Source organism: Mycobacterium basiliense (assembly GCF_900292015.1).
Classification (GTDB): domain Bacteria; phylum Actinomycetota; class Actinomycetes; order Mycobacteriales; family Mycobacteriaceae; genus Mycobacterium; species Mycobacterium basiliense.
This window is the reverse complement of the sequence record NZ_LR130759.1, coordinates 239,236-256,080: the sequence shown is the minus strand read 5'-3', so window position 1 is coordinate 256,080 and position 16,845 is coordinate 239,236. Positions and strand designations below refer to the sequence as shown.

Genomic DNA, 16,845 nt, shown 5'->3' with positions numbered 1-16,845 from the left:
CGCAACGGCCAGCGCTGCTGCCGATGTTTGTCGGCGCCGCGGCTACCGCAACAAAGCCCGACGGTCGGAGTGGAAATAGGTATAGCCGGTTGTTATCGCGCACACGGTGGAGGCGACGGCCAGCATCTGCGTTCCGCTGACCACCAGGCTGACGCCGCCGCCCACGGTGGCGCCCAGCACGAAGCTGGCGAACAACAGGAAGTAGCCGAGCCAGTCCGCGGAGTTTCCGCCGGCAATATGCCGTTCGATGCCCTGCCCCATCTTGACCAACGTGCCGGTCACGTAGCTCAACGGCACCGACACCTCGCCGTCCTTGACGAACGAGGTGTTCAACGAGCCAACCCCGAAAACCACGAACATGATCGGCAAGAAATCAAGCTGGCCGTCTTCCCAGCCCCCAATGACGATGTCGAGTGCGGTCGCGGCTATCAGACTGAACGTCGTCAGCACGGTCGGACCATGCGGATGATCGACCCAGATATGACGCCTGCACACCGAGGCAACCACCACACCCAGGACGAAGCACAGCAACAGCAGCCCCGCAGTTATCGAAAGCCACATGTCCTCGCGAAAGTAGCCCAACACGGCGCGTTGGGCATTGCCCGTCATGAAAGTCACAAAATAGCCCGCAGAGTGGGTAAACGCGGTTGCCCCCAACACCCCCGCCAACACCGCCAGCACCCACGACAACCTTGCCTCACTGTCGAAAATCTCCTTGATCACACGCACATGCTTCCAGACGCCGGTTGCGCGTGCAGGCGACGGCGCGACCACCGTCGGCCGGGCAGCCGCCGGCGGTGGCTGGCTACGCGACGGTCAGCCGGGCGATCGAGCGCAGCGGTATCGGCAGCCAGCCGGGCCGATGCCGGGCCTCGTAGCCGGTCTCGTAGACGGCCTTGTCGAGTTCGTAGGCGCCTAGCAACAGCTCGGAATCTCGCGGATCGGTTCCCGAGGCGGCCGCATAGCCGTCGCAGAACGCGGCTCGATTGCGCTCGACCCACTCCCGGGCACGGGCGGCCAGCTGCTTGTCGTCGGCGTGTTCCACCAGCGGCCCGTAGGCCGCGTACTCGAAGGAGCGCAACACACCGGCAACGTCACGCAGTGGTGAATCCGGCGCCCGCCGCTCCGCGAGCGGCTGACCGGGTTCACCTTCGAAGTCGATCACCAGCCAGCTTCCCGGGGTTCGCAGCACCTGGCCCAGGTGCAGATCCCCGTGCACCCGTTGGACGGTGATCGGCTCGTCCGCCAGCTTGTTGAATCGCTCCTGAATTGTTGCGGCGAACTGCTCCAGTTCAGGTACCGCCGCCACGGCCGACGAAAGCCGCGCTAGTACGTGGTCCACCGGAAACGTTGCCTGTGCCGTGCCCAGGTATTCCGCCAGGGTCGCATGCACGGACGCGACCGCTTCGCCCAGACGATAGGACTCACCGGCGAAGTCCCCACCGACTTCGTGGGCATACAAATCGGCCTCCGCGAACAGGTCGCGAACGCTGGCGGTAGCCATGGCCCAACCCTCAGCCGCATTCGCCTCGTATTTGGTCGCCATACCCAGCGGACACAATGCGTCCGGCGAGTCGTCCGGGGCAGCTATCTCATAGCTACCAAGGAGCCGGGCCACGTGCGGATTGCGGGCGCGTCCCAGCACTCGGTTGAGTTCGATGTCGGGGTTGATACCCGGGCTGACGCGACGGAACACCTTGACGATGGCACCCGGCCCGCGGTCGAAAATCACGCTGGTATTGCTCTGTTCTGCGTCCGAAACACGCGGATGGGCGGCGAGCGGCAACTCCACATCTGGTTCCCGGGTAAACCGGACCTGTGCGGCCGACGAACTGCGTTCGGCGCCGGAGTCGATCAACGACAACAGAAACTGCGGAGCCTCGGGCTCATAGAGCGCATCGAATCCGGTGTGCCCGTCGACGGAGCCGATCGTGGCAAGCGTGCTGAACTCCGACACCGGGGCGGCATCCCAACCGACGATCACCTGGTAGCGCTCGGCCGAACCATCGCTGTAGCTGGCGTCAACCAGCACCAAGTCGAGATTGTCGCGAAGAGAAACCACGACGCCGGGCTCGGCGGCGGACAACTCGCGGCTGCGGCCCGCATACCACCGCTGCTGCGGCAACCATTCGGACCAGGGCAGCCTGGCGGCAAGCGTGGCCGTCCACGTTATCGGCGGCCCCTCCGGTCCCCCACCAGCGGGCGGTACCCCCACTGCATCGTCGCCGGCACGAGTCATCGTTCCTCCTCGGATGCGGACAGCTGGAACCAGTAGAACCCGTGTCCTGGAAGTGTTAGCAGATAGGGAAGGTGCCCAATTCTGGGAAAATCCACCTGCCCGGTCAGCTCGACGGGCGTATAGCTGTTCCACTGCTGCAGGTTCAGTTCGATCGGCTGCGGGAACCGCGACAGGTTGTTCACGCACAGCACCACGTCATCGTCTTCACCATCGTCGCCCGGGGCTTCGCGCACGTAGGCCAGGATCGACGGGTTCGATCCGCCCAGTTCCTGGAAGCTGCCGGCAGCGAACGCATTGTGGCGGCGGCGCACCGCAAGCATGGTGCGAGTCCAGTTCAGCAGCGACGTCGAGGTGTCACGCTGCGCCTCGACATTGACCGCCTGGTAGCCGTAGACGGAGTCCTGGCTCGGCGGAAGATAGAGCCGGCCGGGGTTGGCGGTGGAAAATCCGGCGTTACGGTCCGGTGTCCACTGCATCGGAGTCCGCACGCCGTCGCGATCACCGAGCCAGATGACATCGCCCATGCCGATCTCGTCGCCGTAGTACAACACCGGAGACCCGGGCAGGGACAGCAGCAACGCATTGAACAACTGGATTTGATTACGGTCGTTCTCCAGCAACGGCGCCAGGCGACGGCGGATGCCGACATTCGCCTTCATCCGCGGGTCCTTGGCGTACTCCGCATACATGTAGTCGCGTTCCTCGTCGGTGACCATCTCCAACGTCAACTCGTCGTGGTTGCGCAGGAAGATTCCCCACTGGGCCAGCTCGGGTATCGGTGGCGTCTTCGCCAGAATCTCCGAGATCGGAAACCGCGACTCCCGGCGCACCGCCATGAAAATGCGCGGCATCAGTGGGAAATGAAAGGCCATGTGGCATTCGTCGCCGCCGGTGCCGGGATCGCCGAAGTACTCGACGACATCCTCCGGCCACTGGTTCGCCTCCGCCAGCAATACCCTGCCCGGGTACTCGTCGTCCACCACCTTGCGGACGCGTTTGAGGAAGGCGTGCGTCTCCGGCAAGTTCTCGCAGTTGGTGCCCTCGCGTTCGAACAGGTAGGGCACGGCATCCAACCGGAACCCGTCGATCCCCAGGTCTAGCCAAAACCGCAGGACGTCGATCATTGCTTCCTGTACGGCCGGGTTGTCATAGTTGAGGTCCGGCTGGTGTGAAAAGAATCGATGCCAGTAAAACTGGCGGCGGACCGGATCGAATGTCCAGTTCGACTCTTCGGTGTCGACGAAGATAATCCGAGCGTCGGTGTATTTCTCGCTGGTGTCACTCCACACGTAAAAGTCACCGTAGGGCCCGTCTGGGTCGTGGCGGGATTCCTGGAACCATGGGTGCGACTCTGAGGTGTGGTTCATGACCAGGTCGGTGATGATGCGAATGCCGCGCAGGTGAGCGGCGTCGACCAACGCGACGAAGTCGTCGACGGTGCCGAATTCGGGTAAGACCTTGTAGAAATCCCGGATGTCATAGCCACCGTCACGCAGGGGCGAGTCGTAGAACGGGGGCAGCCATATGCAGTCAATGCCCAGCCACTGCAGGTAGTCCAGGCGGTCCATGAGGCCGCGCAGATCACCCGAACCGTCCGCGTTGCCGTCGTAGAACGCACGGACTAGCACCTCATAAAAGACGGCGTGCTTGAACCAGGTCGGATCGGCCGGAAGTGCCGCGGCGTTGCCAAAATCCTTCGCATCGGGATGCTCGACCACCCCTCCCGCGACATGGCTGCCCTCAGCAGGATCGTGCTCGACGGTATCTCTTGCGTCGTTCATCAATTCCACGATGCCACGGGTACCCGAGGGACAACCATAAGAATCGCGCTCACATCGGTACGGTCAATTACCGGCAATGCCATACGAATTGGCCCACCGACGTCGAGCGTCCGCGACGAGGTCAGGCCGGGGGGCCCTCCGCCAGCGTCACGTTTTCGGTGCGTTGCACACCCGACTTGGAGGTCCAACTGATCGAGACGATGTCACCGGGATGGTGTGCGTTGAGCGCATCAGACATCGCGGTTGCCGAGTTGATCGGTGTCCTGTCCAGGGCGGTGATGATATCGCCGGTGGAGATCCCGATGCCCGCGGCGGGAGCGCTGCCCACGACGCGCTCGACCCTGGCGCCGGTGCCGTTGTTGTCGACGACGCCCAGGCCGAGGAAGGCGGTGGGCCCGATGTGCACCGTGGGCGACCCGCCCCCGGACCGGATCTGTCCGGCGATCGCCATCGCACGGCCGATAGGGATGGCGAATCCCTGACCACCACCGGACATCTGGAAGTTGTCGGATGCGGCGGTGTTCATGCCAACCACCTGGCCCATGCTGTTCACGATCGGTCCACCAGAGTCGCCCGGTGCGATCGCGGCATCAACTTGGATCAACCCATTGAGCGTCTCCTCGGCGCCGGTCAGGGAGTCGGACGCTTGTACGGTCTGGTCCAGTGCGACCACGCGGCCCGGCACCGCACGCGGCGTTCCGCCCTGTCCGCCGGTGTTGCCCATCGCCACGATCGGCTCGCCGACAGCGACTCCACCGCCGATCGCGGCGGCGGGTAGGCCACCGGCGCCGCGCAGCTGCAACACCGCGACATCCTGCGTGCGGTCGTAGCCGATCACATCGACGCCATAGGTGTTGCCGTCGCCGACGCTGTACACGGTGATGTCGGTGGCACCCGAGATGACGTGGTTGTTGGTCAGCACCACACCGTTGGGATCGATGACGATGCCGGTTCCGGCACCCACGGCGTTGTTATAGCCGAGCTTGGTGTTGACGTTGACCACCTGCGGACCCACCTGGGCGACCATTGCCGACGGGTCCAGCGGCAGCGTGGGATAGTCGGCGAATCGGTCTAGCGCCAGGGTGGACGGCGCCGCCTGGGCGGGCGCCGGCGACGTGGCCAAGCCCAATCCCAGCACGGCCACTATCGCGAATAACCATGCCCACCTCGGTGAGCGATCGCGCAATTTCTTCATCCCGCAACCTCCTGCGTCGGGGTAAGCATCAGAGCATTGTCCCAGCCTTGAGGTCCGGGCGGCAAAACTTTGTCTTACAGATTAGTCCAAGGATAGCTATAGCTGACCGTGCTCAGGTCCAGATCGTTGCCAGTACCCAGCGGTCGGCGCAATCGAATAGTTGAGGTGGCGACTGACGTCGCCCACCATGTCGATAAGGGTCAGGTCGCGATAGGAAAACCGCCAATTTCCGTCGACGCAGTCGAAACGATCGACGTACCGGCCGGTCACGATGGTCTGCAGCGGAAAGTCGTCGGTTTGCTGCAAGACGGTGTAGTAGCTGCGACAATGCGCAGTTTCGGCGTGCGCGTCAATATCGATAATCGGATTGCTAACCACGTGCTTGGTACGGGGTGTCCCGTCGGGATAAAGCACGATCAGCGACTTCCAGATCTTCAGCAAACCCGCCGCGTCGATCGTGTCGTCTCCGCGAACCCGAATGCGAGCGTGCTCGAAGAGCCCGGCCGCCCCGTCCAGGTCGCCGCCGTCGATGCATTCGGCATAGCGGTACAGGAGATTGGTGATCTGCGTCTCCGCCCGCATCGGGTAACGGTAGCGCGGCGAGCCGGTCCTAGGCTGGGCACGTGGGCGGATTCGACCCGAAGGTCCGATTCACTCAGTCTCGGGTGGCGCGGCTGGCCACCATCACGCCCGAAGGCATTCCCCATGTGGTGCCGGTCGTCTTCGCCGTAGCGCGGGACTGCATCTTCACCGCCGTGGACGGGAAACCCAAAAGCACCCAACGGCTGCGTCGCCTCTCCAACGTCGCGAGCCACCCCGAGGCCAGCGTGCTCGTCGACCGCTACGACGACGATTGGACGCAGCTGTGGTGGGTCCGCGCCGACGGCGTTGCGGCGGTTCACCACGACGGCGAAGCGATGCACACTGGCCATCGCTTGCTTCGGGCCAAATATCCTCAGTACCAATCTGTTTCATTGGACGGCCCGGTCATCACCGTCACCGTACGGCGCTGGACGAGCTGGCACGCCTAACCAGACCTGGCCACCGCACCGGCCGGTTCGGCGCCGGGTCGAGAACCATGACGGGGCGCCAAGATCTGGCAGTGCGATGGGCCGACCCTTGTATTGGGCGGCTGTTGGGGGAAAAGTTGCTACTGCATCCTGTGGGCTGGAACACACCGCGTACGGGAATGAGCGGACACCCCGGGAGAACGGGAGGTAAGTCGTGGCCGACAGAGTAGGCGCTTCCTCGGGGGCGGGAGCTGTGCCCACCGCGGAGGGTCCGGACGCCATTCGCAACGTGGTTCTGGTCGGTCCGTCGGGGGGCGGCAAGACCACCCTCGTGGAAGCCCTACTGGTCGCGGCGGGTGTGTTGCCTCGCCCCGGCTCGGTGACCGACGGCACCACCGTCTGCGACTTCGATGATGCGGAGATCCGGCAACAGCGCTCGGTTGGCCTTGCGGTGGCTTCCCTGGCCCATGACGGCATCAAGGTCAACCTCGTTGACACACCCGGATATGCCGACTTCGTCGGTGAGTTGCGGGCCGGATTGCGCGCCGCGGACTGCGCCCTGTTCGTAATCGCGGCAAACGAAGGTGTCGACGAGCCGACGAAGTCCCTCTGGCAGGAATGTAGCCAGGTCGGCATGCCCCGGGCCGTGGTGATCACCAAGCTCGACCACGCGCGAGCGAATTATCCGGAGGCACTAGCGGCCGCACAAGACGCATTCGGCGACAAGGTGATGCCGCTATATCTGCCGACCGGCCTGCCCACCTGCGCCGGCCTGATCGGGCTGTTGTCCCAAACCCAGTACAGCTACGCCGACGGCAAGCGGACCGAGAGCCCCCCGGACTCATCGGATACCGATCGCACCGAGGAAGCGCGTGGCACCCTGATCGAGGGGATCATCGAGGAGTCTGAGGACGAATCGCTGATGGAGCGCTACCTCGGTGGTGAGCAGGTCGACGAATCGGTGCTGATCCAGGATCTGGAGAAGGCCATTGCCCGAGGCTCGTTCTTCCCGGTGATCCCGGTGTGCAGCGGCACCGGTGTCGGCACCTTGGAGCTGTTGGAAATCATCACCCGAGGCTTCCCCTCGCCGCGCGAGCACCCGCTACCGGAGGTCTTCACCCCGCATGGCGCCGCACACGCCGAGTTGGCCTGCAACGTCGACGAACCATTGCTTGCCGAAGTGGTCAAGACGACATCCGATCCGTACGTCGGCCGGGTCAGCCTGGTCCGGGTGTTCTCCGGGACCATTAGACCCGACGCCACCGTTCATGTGTCGGGTCATTTCTCGTCCTTTTTCGGAGGGACCAACGGGAATGGGAACACCCACCCCGATCACGACGAAGACGAGCGCATCGGGGTGCTGTCGTTTCCGCTCGGCAAGCAACAACGCCCCGCAACCACGGTGGTGGCGGGCGACATCTGCGCGATCGGCAAGCTGAGCCGCGCCGAGACCGGCGATACGCTCTCGGACAAGGCCGAACCCTTGGTACTCAAGCCCTGGACGATGCCGGAACCCTTGCTGCCGGTCGCCGTCCAGGCGCACGCCAAGACCGACGAAGACAAGCTGTCGGTCGGGTTGGGCCGGCTCGCCGCCGAAGACCCGACATTGCGGATCGAGCAGAACCAGGAGACACACCAGATCGTTCTCTGGTGCATGGGTGAGGCACATGCCGGCGTTGTGCTAGAGGCGCTGGCCAACCGCTACGGTGTCACCGTGGACACGGTCGAGTTGCGCGTGCCGCTACGAGAGACCTTTGGCGGCAAGGCAAAAGGCCACGGCCGACACGTCAAACAGTCAGGTGGACACGGACAGTACGGGGTATGTGACATCGAGGTGGAGCCGCTGCCGGAGGGCTCCGGGTTCGAGTTTCTTGACAAGGTGGTGGGCGGCGCGGTGCCGCGGCAATTCATCCCCAGCGTGGAAAAGGGCGTCCGGGCGCAGATGGAGAAGGGGGTGGCGGCCGGCTATCCGGTGGTCGACATCCGAGTGACCCTGCGCGACGGTAAGGCCCACAGCGTCGACTCCTCGGATTTCGCGTTCCAGATGGCCGGTGCGCTGGCGTTGCGAGAAGCCGCCGCCGCGACCAAGGTGACCTTGCTCGAGCCGATCGATGAAATTTCGGTCCTGGTTCCCGACGACTATGTCGGTGCGGTAATGGGCGACCTGTCCAGCCGTCGCGGCCGGGTGCTCGGTACCGACACGGTGGGCCATGAACGCACGGTAGTCAAGGCCGAGGTCCCTCAGGTGGAACTGACCAGGTACGCAATCGACTTGCGGTCACTCGCCCATGGGGCCGCATCATTCACCCGCACGTTCGCCCGCTATGAACCAATGCCGGAGTCAGCCGCGGCCCGGGTGAAGGCAACCGCCTAGGAGCCACCAGGATTCATGTCGACCATCGGCGGACTACCAGCCCACATACTGCTCAACCACCTCGTCGTCGTCCTGGGTCCGTTGGTCGCGATGCTGGCGATCATGTGCGCGCTATGGCCCGCGGCACGACAGCGGCTGATCTGGCTGACCCTGGCGCTGGCGGTGATCACGCTTGTCGTGACCCCGTTGACGGCCAGCTCGGGTGAATGGTTGGAGGGGCGGCTCGGCAAGTCGCCCGAAGTCGAGACTCACCGGGAGCTGGGCGAGTCCCTAGCTTACTATGTGGCGGCGCAGGCGGTAGCGGTCACCCTTTTGACCATCGTGCATATTCGGCACGTCCGCGAGCGCACGATCAAATCCGGTGTGCGCGCACTGGTCACGCTATTGGTGATCTCCGCGGCCGCGGCAACGCTGGTGCAGACCTACCGCGTCGGGGACTCCGGCGCGCAGGCCGCGTGGGGTTCCGTCGCATCTGCACCGGCCGAATTACGTTTGTCGGCCGAACTTTTCGGCTACCGCACGCCGGTCGAGTGACCCTTTCGCGGTATGCGGCAACTCGGGCACCAACTGAAAACTTGCCGGAATCTCGAAGGCTGCCAAGCGCTCTCGGCAGAACTCGGTTAGCTCTTGCGCGCTTGGCGCGGGCTCCCGCGGCACCACAACCGCCGCGACAGCCTCACCGTAGAGCGGGTGCGGGATCCCTAACACGGCCGTCTCCAAGACATTGGGATGGCCAGCAAGCACACCCTCGACGCGCTCCGGCGAAATCTTCTCACCGCCTCGATTGATCAGTTCTTTGATCCGGCCACGGATGCTGAGGTCCCCGTCCTCGGACAGTGCGCCCAAATCTCCGGTTCGCAACCACCCGTCTGTGAAGTTTGCCGCTGTTATCTGCGGGTCGCCGAGGTAGCCACGCACCACGGTGCTGCCCCGTAGCCAAACCTCGCCGACGGCACCGGGCGCGACGGCCTGCCCGTCGGAACCGACGATCCGGATGTCAGGGCCGGTCGACCGGCCTACCAGACCCACTGAGCCGGCGGGAGTTTCATCTTGACCAGCGCGCCCGATGCTGGTCGTTGCCACCTGGTGCGTGGCCTCGGTCATGCCGAACGCACACAGCACCGGCGCGGAGAACTCCTCCTGCAACGCCTGCGCCGTCTGCGGGGTGAGCGGGGCGCTGCAACTGCGGATGAAGCGCAAAGCGGCGGGTTTGCGCCCGGCCGGTTCAGCCTCGGTCTTTAGCCGCTCCAACAGAATCTGGTGGATCGTCGGCACCGCGGTGTACCAGGTGGCCCGGGCCGCGGCGATGTCATCCCAAAATGTGTGCGCCGAGAATTTGCCGCGGGCGGGCACCAATACCGTGCCGCCGGATGCCAGGGTCGACAGCAGCGCGGCCATCAGCCCGTGGCCGTGGTACAGGGGCATCACGGCCACGGTCCCGTCTTCTGGGCCCAGTTGGTAGCCGGCGATGATGGCCCGGACGGAGTCGGCAATGTTTCGGTGCGTCCAGGGAACCATCTTTGGCAATCCGGTGGTCCCGCCGGTGAACATGATCATGGCGTCGTCGGAATGTAGCCCTTCGGGCGTCGACGCCACCGCGTTCGGCGCGGTGGCAGCGTTCAGGTGGACCGACGGGGTGTCCTCCGGGGTGCCGTTGCCACGGCCCACGTTCACCGCAATCGGCCACCACCGAACCGTCGCCCCTTCGCCTTCGTCAGGTCCGTTGGCGTCGATCAGCACCACCCGCGCTCCCGCGGCGTCGACCCGCATCTGTTGATCGGTGAGGGGCAGCGCCGGATCCAACGGAACCACAATCAGATCTGCTCGCGAGGCGGCCAATAACGCGACGACGAATTCGGCGCTGCTGCCCGCCCGCAACGCCACGCGATCGCCCGGCTCCAGACCTGCGCTGGTGAGCTGCCGGGCCAGGTCATCGCCCAGACGGACCAAGTCGCGGTAGCTGATCGGGACGCGATCGGAGGTGACGATGAGTGCCACCGCCTCGGGAACACCAGTTGCCGCCAGCGCGATCAGGTCGGCGATGCGTGGACTCGCTTGGTCGCCGGACCGGTCCGCGCCGAGGTGCTCGGCCATTGCCTGGTCGCTGATGATGGCGTCGGATGACATCGGGTGGCGCTCCTTACTGAAGTCATGGTGCGCGGCGAGCACCTGATCAGCACGATGCCGGTGACAAATCGTGTTGTCCAATATCGATCTGCTAACGGTCAATAGCCGGTAGCTATCGACCGGAGATCGGGCCGTTGGCCGCCGCCGCGGCAAACGGTTGATAGACGGTGTCAATCGCTGCATAGCGATCCGCTCTTGGACATGGCCTAGTCATCCGACGAAAGTGATGATCGAGACATCCGGGCCGCCCGCGTCGGCGATGCCCCGCCTGCCCCAACCGAGCAAGACGAGGAGTCGCCAGCATGGCCTCACAATCGGCATCCACCAGCGAAATGGCGGCCGGATCGAGCACCGGATTGGACGCGAGCCGCTTAACTGATGGCTTCCACCTCGTGGTGGACGCTCTGCAAGCCAACGGCGTGGACACCATCTACGGGCTCGTCGGCATTCCGATCACTGACCTGGCCCGCACCGCCCAGGCTTCGGGTATCCGCTATATCGGCTTTCGCCACGAGGCCTCGGCCGGGAATGCGGCGGCCGCGGCGGGCTTCCTCACCGCGCGGCCCGGTGTTTGTCTGACCACGTCGGGCCCCGGCTTTCTCAACGGCCTGCCCGCGCTGGCCAACGCAACCACGAACTGCTTTCCCATGATCCAGATCTCCGGATCGAGCCAACGGTCCATCGTAGACCTGCAGCGCGGCGACTACCAGGAGATCGACCAGCTCAACGCCGCCCGACCGTTCGTGAAAGCCGCGTATCGGATCAACCGCATCGAAGACATCGGCATCGGGGTCGCACGCGCTTTCCGCAGCGCGGCCTCTGGCCGACCTGGCGGGGTCTACCTCGACATTCCCGGCGAGGTGCTCGGTCAAGCGATGGACGCCGCGGCCGCGGCGGAAACCGTGTGGCAGATCGTCGATCCGGCCCCGCGGCAACTGCCAGCTCCGGATGCGGTCGACCGGGCGCTTAGCGTGCTGGCGCAGGCTCATCGCCCGCTGATCGTACTCGGCAAGGGTGCCGCTTATGCCCGGGCCGACAACGTGATTCGCGAGTTCATCGAAGCAACCGCGATACCATTTCTGCCCATGTCAATGGCCAAAGGCCTACTGCCGGATTCGCATCCGCAGTCGGCGGCCGCCGCTCGCTCGCTGGCCATCGCACGCGCCGATGTCGTACTGCTCGTCGGTGCCCGACTAAACTGGCTGCTCGGCCATGGCGAGTCGCCGCAATGGTCGACCGATGCAAAGTTTATCCAGATCGACATCGCGCCATCGGAGTTCGACAACAATCGGCCCATCGTGGCACCGCTGACCGGTGACATCGGTTCGGCGATGTCGGCGCTTGTGCACGGCGCAACTCGACAGCCGATATCGGCCCCGACAGCTTGGCTCGGCGAGCTCGCGGACCGTAAGGCACGCAACGACGCCAAGATGAGGCAGCGGCTGTCCGAAGACCCACACCCGATGCGGTTCTACAACGCGCTCGGCGCAATTCGCGCGGTGCTGCAACGTCATCCGGATGTCTATCTGGTCAACGAAGGGGCCAACGCCCTTGATCTGGCCCGTAACGTCATCGACATGGATTTGCCGCGGCACCGGCTCGACACCGGGACCTGGGGTGTGATGGGCATCGGCATGGGCTATTCGATCGCGGCGGCGGTCGAGACGGGTCGGCCCGTCGTCGCGATCGAAGGCGACAGCGCCTTCGGCTTCAGCGGTATGGAGATCGAAACCATTTGCCGCTACCGACTTCCGGTAACCGTGGTAATTCTCAACAACGGCGGCGTCTATCGCGGTGACGAGGATAATGCCACGTCGCCGGGTAGCTCGCCGAGCCACGTTGCCGATCCTGCCCCCACCGTGCTCAACGCGTCAGCGCGGCATGAGCTGATCGCAGAAGCGTTCGGCGGTAAAGGATATCACGTCAGCACTCCAGCGGAGTTGGAATCCGCCCTGACCCTTGCGCTCGAATCCAACGCTCCCGCGATCATCGACTGCGAACTCGATCCCGCCGCAGGCGTGGAGAGCGGACATCTGGCGAACCTGAATCCCACCAGCACGGCAACATCGTCGCCGATCAGCGCCGATGACTGATACCTAGCATCCGCGCTTGGAAGAACTCGTTCAGCGACAGCGCTCGGGTCGAGGTGACCAGCGCTCGGGCAACCGGGGAGCCGGGGCCAGTCGAGTTGGTAGCCAGGGAGATCTGGGCCTTGACTGTCGGATCGGCCAGTTCAACGGGGCGAATTTCGCCGCCCACCGGCATGGCCCACAGCCAGGTGTGTGGAACGATGGAGGCCCAGTTCCCGGTGGCAACTTGCGCGAATAGCGAAGCAACGGAGTCTGTTTCGACCAGCGGACTGACAGTGATGGCGTGTTCGGAAAACGCTGCGTCGATGATCTGTCGGTCTCGCATGTCCGACGAGAGCAGCGCCAGCGGCAATTGCGCGGCGTCCGGCCAGCCCAGCCTCGATGTTCCGGGCGGCAGCATGTCGGCGGGTGACAGCAGCACGTAGTGCTCCTCATACAGCGGCACCAGCTCGACACCGTGTCCGTCTTCCGTTGTTGCGTGCACGATGACGGCGTCCAGCTCGAAGTCACGCAAACGTCGGTACAGCTCGGTTGAGGCCAGCCGGGAGCAGATTTGAGTCTTGACCAGGGGGTGGGCCGAGCAGAAGGCCGACAACACCAAAGACGCCGTTGTCGATGCGGACGGAACCGTGCCCAACCGCAGCGTCCCGGTTATACCGGATCGCACGGCATCGACCTCGGCCTTGAACGCGTCGTGCTCGGCGAGGATCCGCTTGGCCCACACCACCAACCGCTCCCCCTCGGGAGTGAGTCCCTCAAAGCTGTGGCCGCGGTTGATCAGGGTGACGTTGAGTTCGCGTTCGAGTTTGGCGATCGCGGAGGACAACGCCGGCTGCGAGACATAGCACTTCTCGGCGGCCCGGGCGAAGTGTCGCTCCTGGGCGACCGCGACAAAGTATTCCAGTTGACGGAAGAGCACCCGCACCTCCTGGGCCTTGGGGCAACCGATTCGCTGAGGCTACCGGTCGACCCGGTTCGGTGGTGCCGACAGGTCCCCTCGGGGTACTACGCGCAACCCGGCGGCGACGTCCAACTGCGGCGGTGCGAGACCAGTCAGGACAGCAACGCCGCGGGAGCCGTCGGCCCCGCCACGGTGTCCGAACCGCGCCGAAGTGTGTTTGCTAGCGCCACGCACGGGGCATAGAGCAACTAGACTGTCGTTGAGTTGATCGCACGTCTCGAAGGGTGGGCGCCATGCGTGGGACGTTTCGTTATCTATTCGTTATAGTGGCGATTATCGTCCTGACCGCTGCGGGTTCGGGCAACCCCGCGTCGGCCGCCTTACCGGTTCCAGAGCCGATTCCTGGCGTTGCTTCAGTGTTGCCGGCCGACGGGGCTGTGGTAGGTGTGGCGCATCCGGTGGTGGTCAGTTTCACCGCACCGGTGATGGATCGTCGCGCCGCCGAGCGAACCATTCACATCCTCTCCCCGACCAACATGGCGGGACATTTCGAGTGGGTCGACACCAATGTTGTGCAGTGGGTTCCGGCTAGGTACTGGCCTGCGCATTCCCGCGTCTCGGTCGGCGTGCAGGAACTGACCACCGGCTTCGAAACCGGCGACGAGCTACTCGGTGTTGCCAGCATCTCCGCACACACCTTCACTGTCAGCAGAAACGGCGAGGTGCTTCGTGAGATGCCGGCGTCGATGGGAAAGCCCAGCCGTCCTACGCCCATTGGTAGCTTCACCGCGTTGTCGAAGGAACGCACCGTCGTCATGGACTCACGCACCATCGGCATTCCGCTCAATTCTTCGGATGGGTATCTAATCACCGCCTCGTACGCGGTTCGAGTCACCTGGAGTGGCGTGTACGTCCATTCCGCACCGTGGTCGGTGAATTCGCAGGGCTACGCCAACGTCAGCCACGGTTGCATCAACCTGAGCCCGGACAACGCGGCATGGTACTTCAACACCGTCAATGTTGGCGATCCCATCGAGGTGATTGGCTAGCGTCGTCGGCGATCCGTCCGGTGCCGTACCCGAATCATTGGATACACCAAGGTAACTCGATTCTGATTGCCGGTTGATGCTCGATCGACTAGCCGAAAATTTTTGGTGCATAAGTTATTTAGCTGACCTACGGAGAAGCGCTGGGCTGCCTGCCCCCGGGTGCGCACCACCGACGAGGGCCAACGCGGCCGCGGCTGCCGATCAAGCCATACCGGCCTCGATGATCTTGACCACCACCAACACCACCGCAAGCGCAAGGTAGCCACGCAGGGTGAAAAGGCCCGCACGACGCGCCGGCGACATGCTCGGCCGGGCGAGCGTAGCCAGATCGGGGGTACGCCAGTTCGCCCGATCCTGCTCGCGAACGGCGCGCCGTTCGGCGCGGGTCAGCAGCGAGGTGTCATCGATCTCTTCGACCTCCGCGGGATCCAGGCCCCCGCCGAATTCCCGCGCAATAACCTCCGCTTCGCGCCTGTCGCGGTGTCGCCGGCCGGCAATGATCACCACGGAGCCACCAATCACGCCAATCACAGCCCCGGACACCAGACCAACCTCGATCGCGTCGGTGGACAACTGCGGAAAGAACGTGGTCACCGTCAACGCCAGCGACAGCAAGACCAGGCACCACACCGTGGTCCAGGCAATAATGTTCTGCCGCAACGTGTTTGCCCAGGGACCAAGAACCGCGCGGTCGTTGCATAGCAGAACCAGGAACACGGTTGCCGACGGCAACAGGATACCGGCCAGCGCCTGCACCCCCTGGGTCACCAAGCCCAGAATGTGGTCGGGACTGAACGCAACTGCCGCCGACAGCGCCAGCAGCGCCGCATAGCCTCCGTAGAACAACGGGGCCTCGCCGACCTTCCAGTGCAGTGAGTGCCGTCTGCCCATCGCGTCGCCGACAGCATACGTGGTGGCCAGCCCGATCGCGTTCGCCCCAATCAGCGACGCGTCGAGCAGGATGATCGCGAATAGCACGCCCACCGCGTTGCCGAAGTGGTTGGCCAAACCCGCCGCCGCCGCGCCGGCATCGGTGAAGGATCCGACGTTAGGGTTTCCGAAGAGTCCGAACGCGGTGACCCCCATCAGCGCAGTCGCGCCGACCATCACCACGATGATGCCGAGCACCAGATCGGCTCGCGCGTAGGGGATCCAGCGAGTTGTGATGCGCTTGTCCACCACATTGGACTGCTGGAAGAACAGCTGCCACGGCGCGATCGTGGTGCCGACAATCGCGACAACAAGCAGCAGCACGGTGGAGTCAAGACCGCCCGGGAACTGGGGAACCAGACCGCCGACGGTCCCCTTGAAGGTCGGATGCACCAAAAGTGCCATCGGGATGATCAACACGTTCACCGCGATCAACAAGAACATCATCTGTTCCCAGCGCCGGAATGAGCCGCCGGCGACCACCGCGAACAACAGCACCGCCGCGGCTGGAATGGCGATGAATCTTGGGCAGCCCAGAAATCCGAGCGCCATTGATACACCGATAAATTCGGTCACGATCGTCAAGGCATTGAGTATCAGCAGATCGCCGACGCTAAAGGCACCCCAGAACTTGCCGAAACGTTCAAAGATCAGTCGTGCGTGCCCTACCCGCACCACCGCGCCCAGCCGTAACACCATTTCTTGATTCACGTAGAGCACGGGAATCAGCAACGCCAGCGTCCACAACAGACTCATCCCGTAGTTCTGTCCCGCCTGCGCGTAGGTCGCGACGCCACCGGCGTCGTTGTCGCCAACCATTACGATCAGTCCGGGACCGCTGATGACCATCAAAGTTCTTAGGCGACGCCAACGTCCACCGCGGGTGCCGTCGTCGCCTTGTTGGATACGGCCGAACGCACCGACGATGTCGCCGGCATGCGCCACATCCAGCACCCGCTGCTCAGCCCTGCCAGTGGGCTCGTTGGCGACCAACGATTCACCCAGAGCGCCGACATTTAGGTCGCCACGCGTTGAAGCAGTCATCGAAATCTCGCAATCAAACAGAACGATGGACGAACCGATCAAGCCCCTCGGCGGCGGGCACCGAATCGGTACCTGCCGCCGAGGTCGCCGCGGCTCAAGAGATAT

Annotated in this window: 13 protein-coding genes; 5 read left to right on the top strand and 8 right to left on the bottom strand. The window is 64.2% G+C overall.

The features are described from left to right. Positions 1-42: 42 nt before the first annotated feature. The 5 genes from MB901379_RS01180 to MB901379_RS01160 form a co-directional block, all read right to left on the bottom strand. Positions 43-723, bottom strand: coding sequence for a YoaK family protein (locus tag MB901379_RS01180; protein WP_158014939.1), 681 nt, complete (start codon positions 721-723; stop codon positions 43-45). Between the two features lie 82 nt (positions 724-805). Beyond that, positions 806-2,173 carry a maltokinase N-terminal cap-like domain-containing protein gene (locus tag MB901379_RS01175; protein ID WP_158018863.1) on the bottom strand — a complete coding sequence of 456 codons (1,368 nt, stop codon included), beginning with the start codon at positions 2,171-2,173 and terminating at the stop codon, positions 806-808. Between the two features lie 62 nt (positions 2,174-2,235). Further along, positions 2,236-4,020 carry a maltose alpha-D-glucosyltransferase gene (gene treS / locus MB901379_RS01170; RefSeq protein ID WP_158014938.1) on the bottom strand — a complete coding sequence of 595 codons (1,785 nt, stop codon included), beginning with the start codon at positions 4,018-4,020 and terminating at the stop codon, positions 2,236-2,238. Between the two features lie 121 nt (positions 4,021-4,141). Next, the gene (locus tag MB901379_RS01165; RefSeq protein ID WP_158014937.1) at positions 4,142-5,215 is read right to left on the bottom strand and encodes a S1C family serine protease; all 1,074 of its coding nucleotides are present in this window, start codon (positions 5,213-5,215) and stop codon (positions 4,142-4,144) included. Between the two features lie 96 nt (positions 5,216-5,311). Further along, on the bottom strand, positions 5,312-5,797 hold the full coding sequence (locus MB901379_RS01160) for a nuclear transport factor 2 family protein (protein ID WP_158014936.1): 486 nt from the start codon (positions 5,795-5,797) through the stop codon (positions 5,312-5,314). A 41-nt stretch (positions 5,798-5,838) separates the two neighbouring features. Between MB901379_RS01160 and MB901379_RS01155 the strand changes: the two genes are divergently transcribed. The 3 genes from MB901379_RS01155 to MB901379_RS01145 all read left to right on the top strand — a co-directional run bounded on the left by MB901379_RS01155 (position 5,839) and on the right by MB901379_RS01145 (position 9,133). Further along, a complete protein-coding gene (locus MB901379_RS01155) occupies positions 5,839-6,246 on the top strand; it encodes a TIGR03668 family PPOX class F420-dependent oxidoreductase (protein WP_158014935.1) in 408 nt (135 codons plus the stop codon). 193 nt (positions 6,247-6,439) lie between these two features. Next, entirely contained in the window at positions 6,440-8,599 is a 2,160-nt protein-coding gene (locus MB901379_RS01150; RefSeq protein WP_158014934.1) for an elongation factor G-like protein EF-G2, read from the top strand. A 15-nt stretch (positions 8,600-8,614) separates the two neighbouring features. Next, complete coding sequence (locus MB901379_RS01145) at positions 8,615-9,133, top strand: DUF2231 domain-containing protein (RefSeq protein WP_158014933.1); 519 nt, start codon at positions 8,615-8,617, stop codon at positions 9,131-9,133. On the opposite strand, the gene MB901379_RS01140 is transcribed toward MB901379_RS01145, so the two are convergent. Next, positions 9,086-10,693: a FadD7 family fatty acid--CoA ligase gene (locus MB901379_RS01140; protein WP_232022059.1), complete on the bottom strand. Its 1,608-nt coding sequence runs from the start codon at positions 10,691-10,693 to the stop codon at positions 9,086-9,088. The two genes, MB901379_RS01145 and MB901379_RS01140, sit on opposite strands and share 48 nt — an antisense overlap. Positions 10,694-11,058: 365 nt before the next feature. On the opposite strand from MB901379_RS01140, the gene oxc reads away from it, so the two are divergent. Then, positions 11,059-12,819 (top strand): oxalyl-CoA decarboxylase, encoded by a 1,761-nt coding sequence (gene oxc, locus MB901379_RS01135; RefSeq protein WP_174237066.1) that lies wholly within the window; start codon positions 11,059-11,061, stop codon positions 12,817-12,819. Here the strand turns inward: oxc and MB901379_RS01130 are convergent. Then, on the bottom strand, positions 12,803-13,735 hold the full coding sequence (locus MB901379_RS01130) for a LysR family transcriptional regulator (RefSeq protein WP_158014930.1): 933 nt from the start codon (positions 13,733-13,735) through the stop codon (positions 12,803-12,805). The genes oxc and MB901379_RS01130 overlap by 17 nt on opposite strands. Before the next feature lie 275 nt (positions 13,736-14,010). Between MB901379_RS01130 and MB901379_RS01125 the strand changes: the two genes are divergently transcribed. Beyond that, positions 14,011-14,766, top strand: coding sequence for a L,D-transpeptidase (locus tag MB901379_RS01125; RefSeq protein WP_158014929.1), 756 nt, complete (start codon positions 14,011-14,013; stop codon positions 14,764-14,766). Positions 14,767-14,967: 201 nt separating this feature from the next. On the opposite strand, the gene MB901379_RS01120 is transcribed toward MB901379_RS01125, so the two are convergent. After that, positions 14,968-16,746 carry an NRAMP family divalent metal transporter gene (locus MB901379_RS01120; protein WP_408632346.1) on the bottom strand — a complete coding sequence of 593 codons (1,779 nt, stop codon included), beginning with the start codon at positions 16,744-16,746 and terminating at the stop codon, positions 14,968-14,970. Positions 16,747-16,845: the final 99 nt, after the last annotated feature.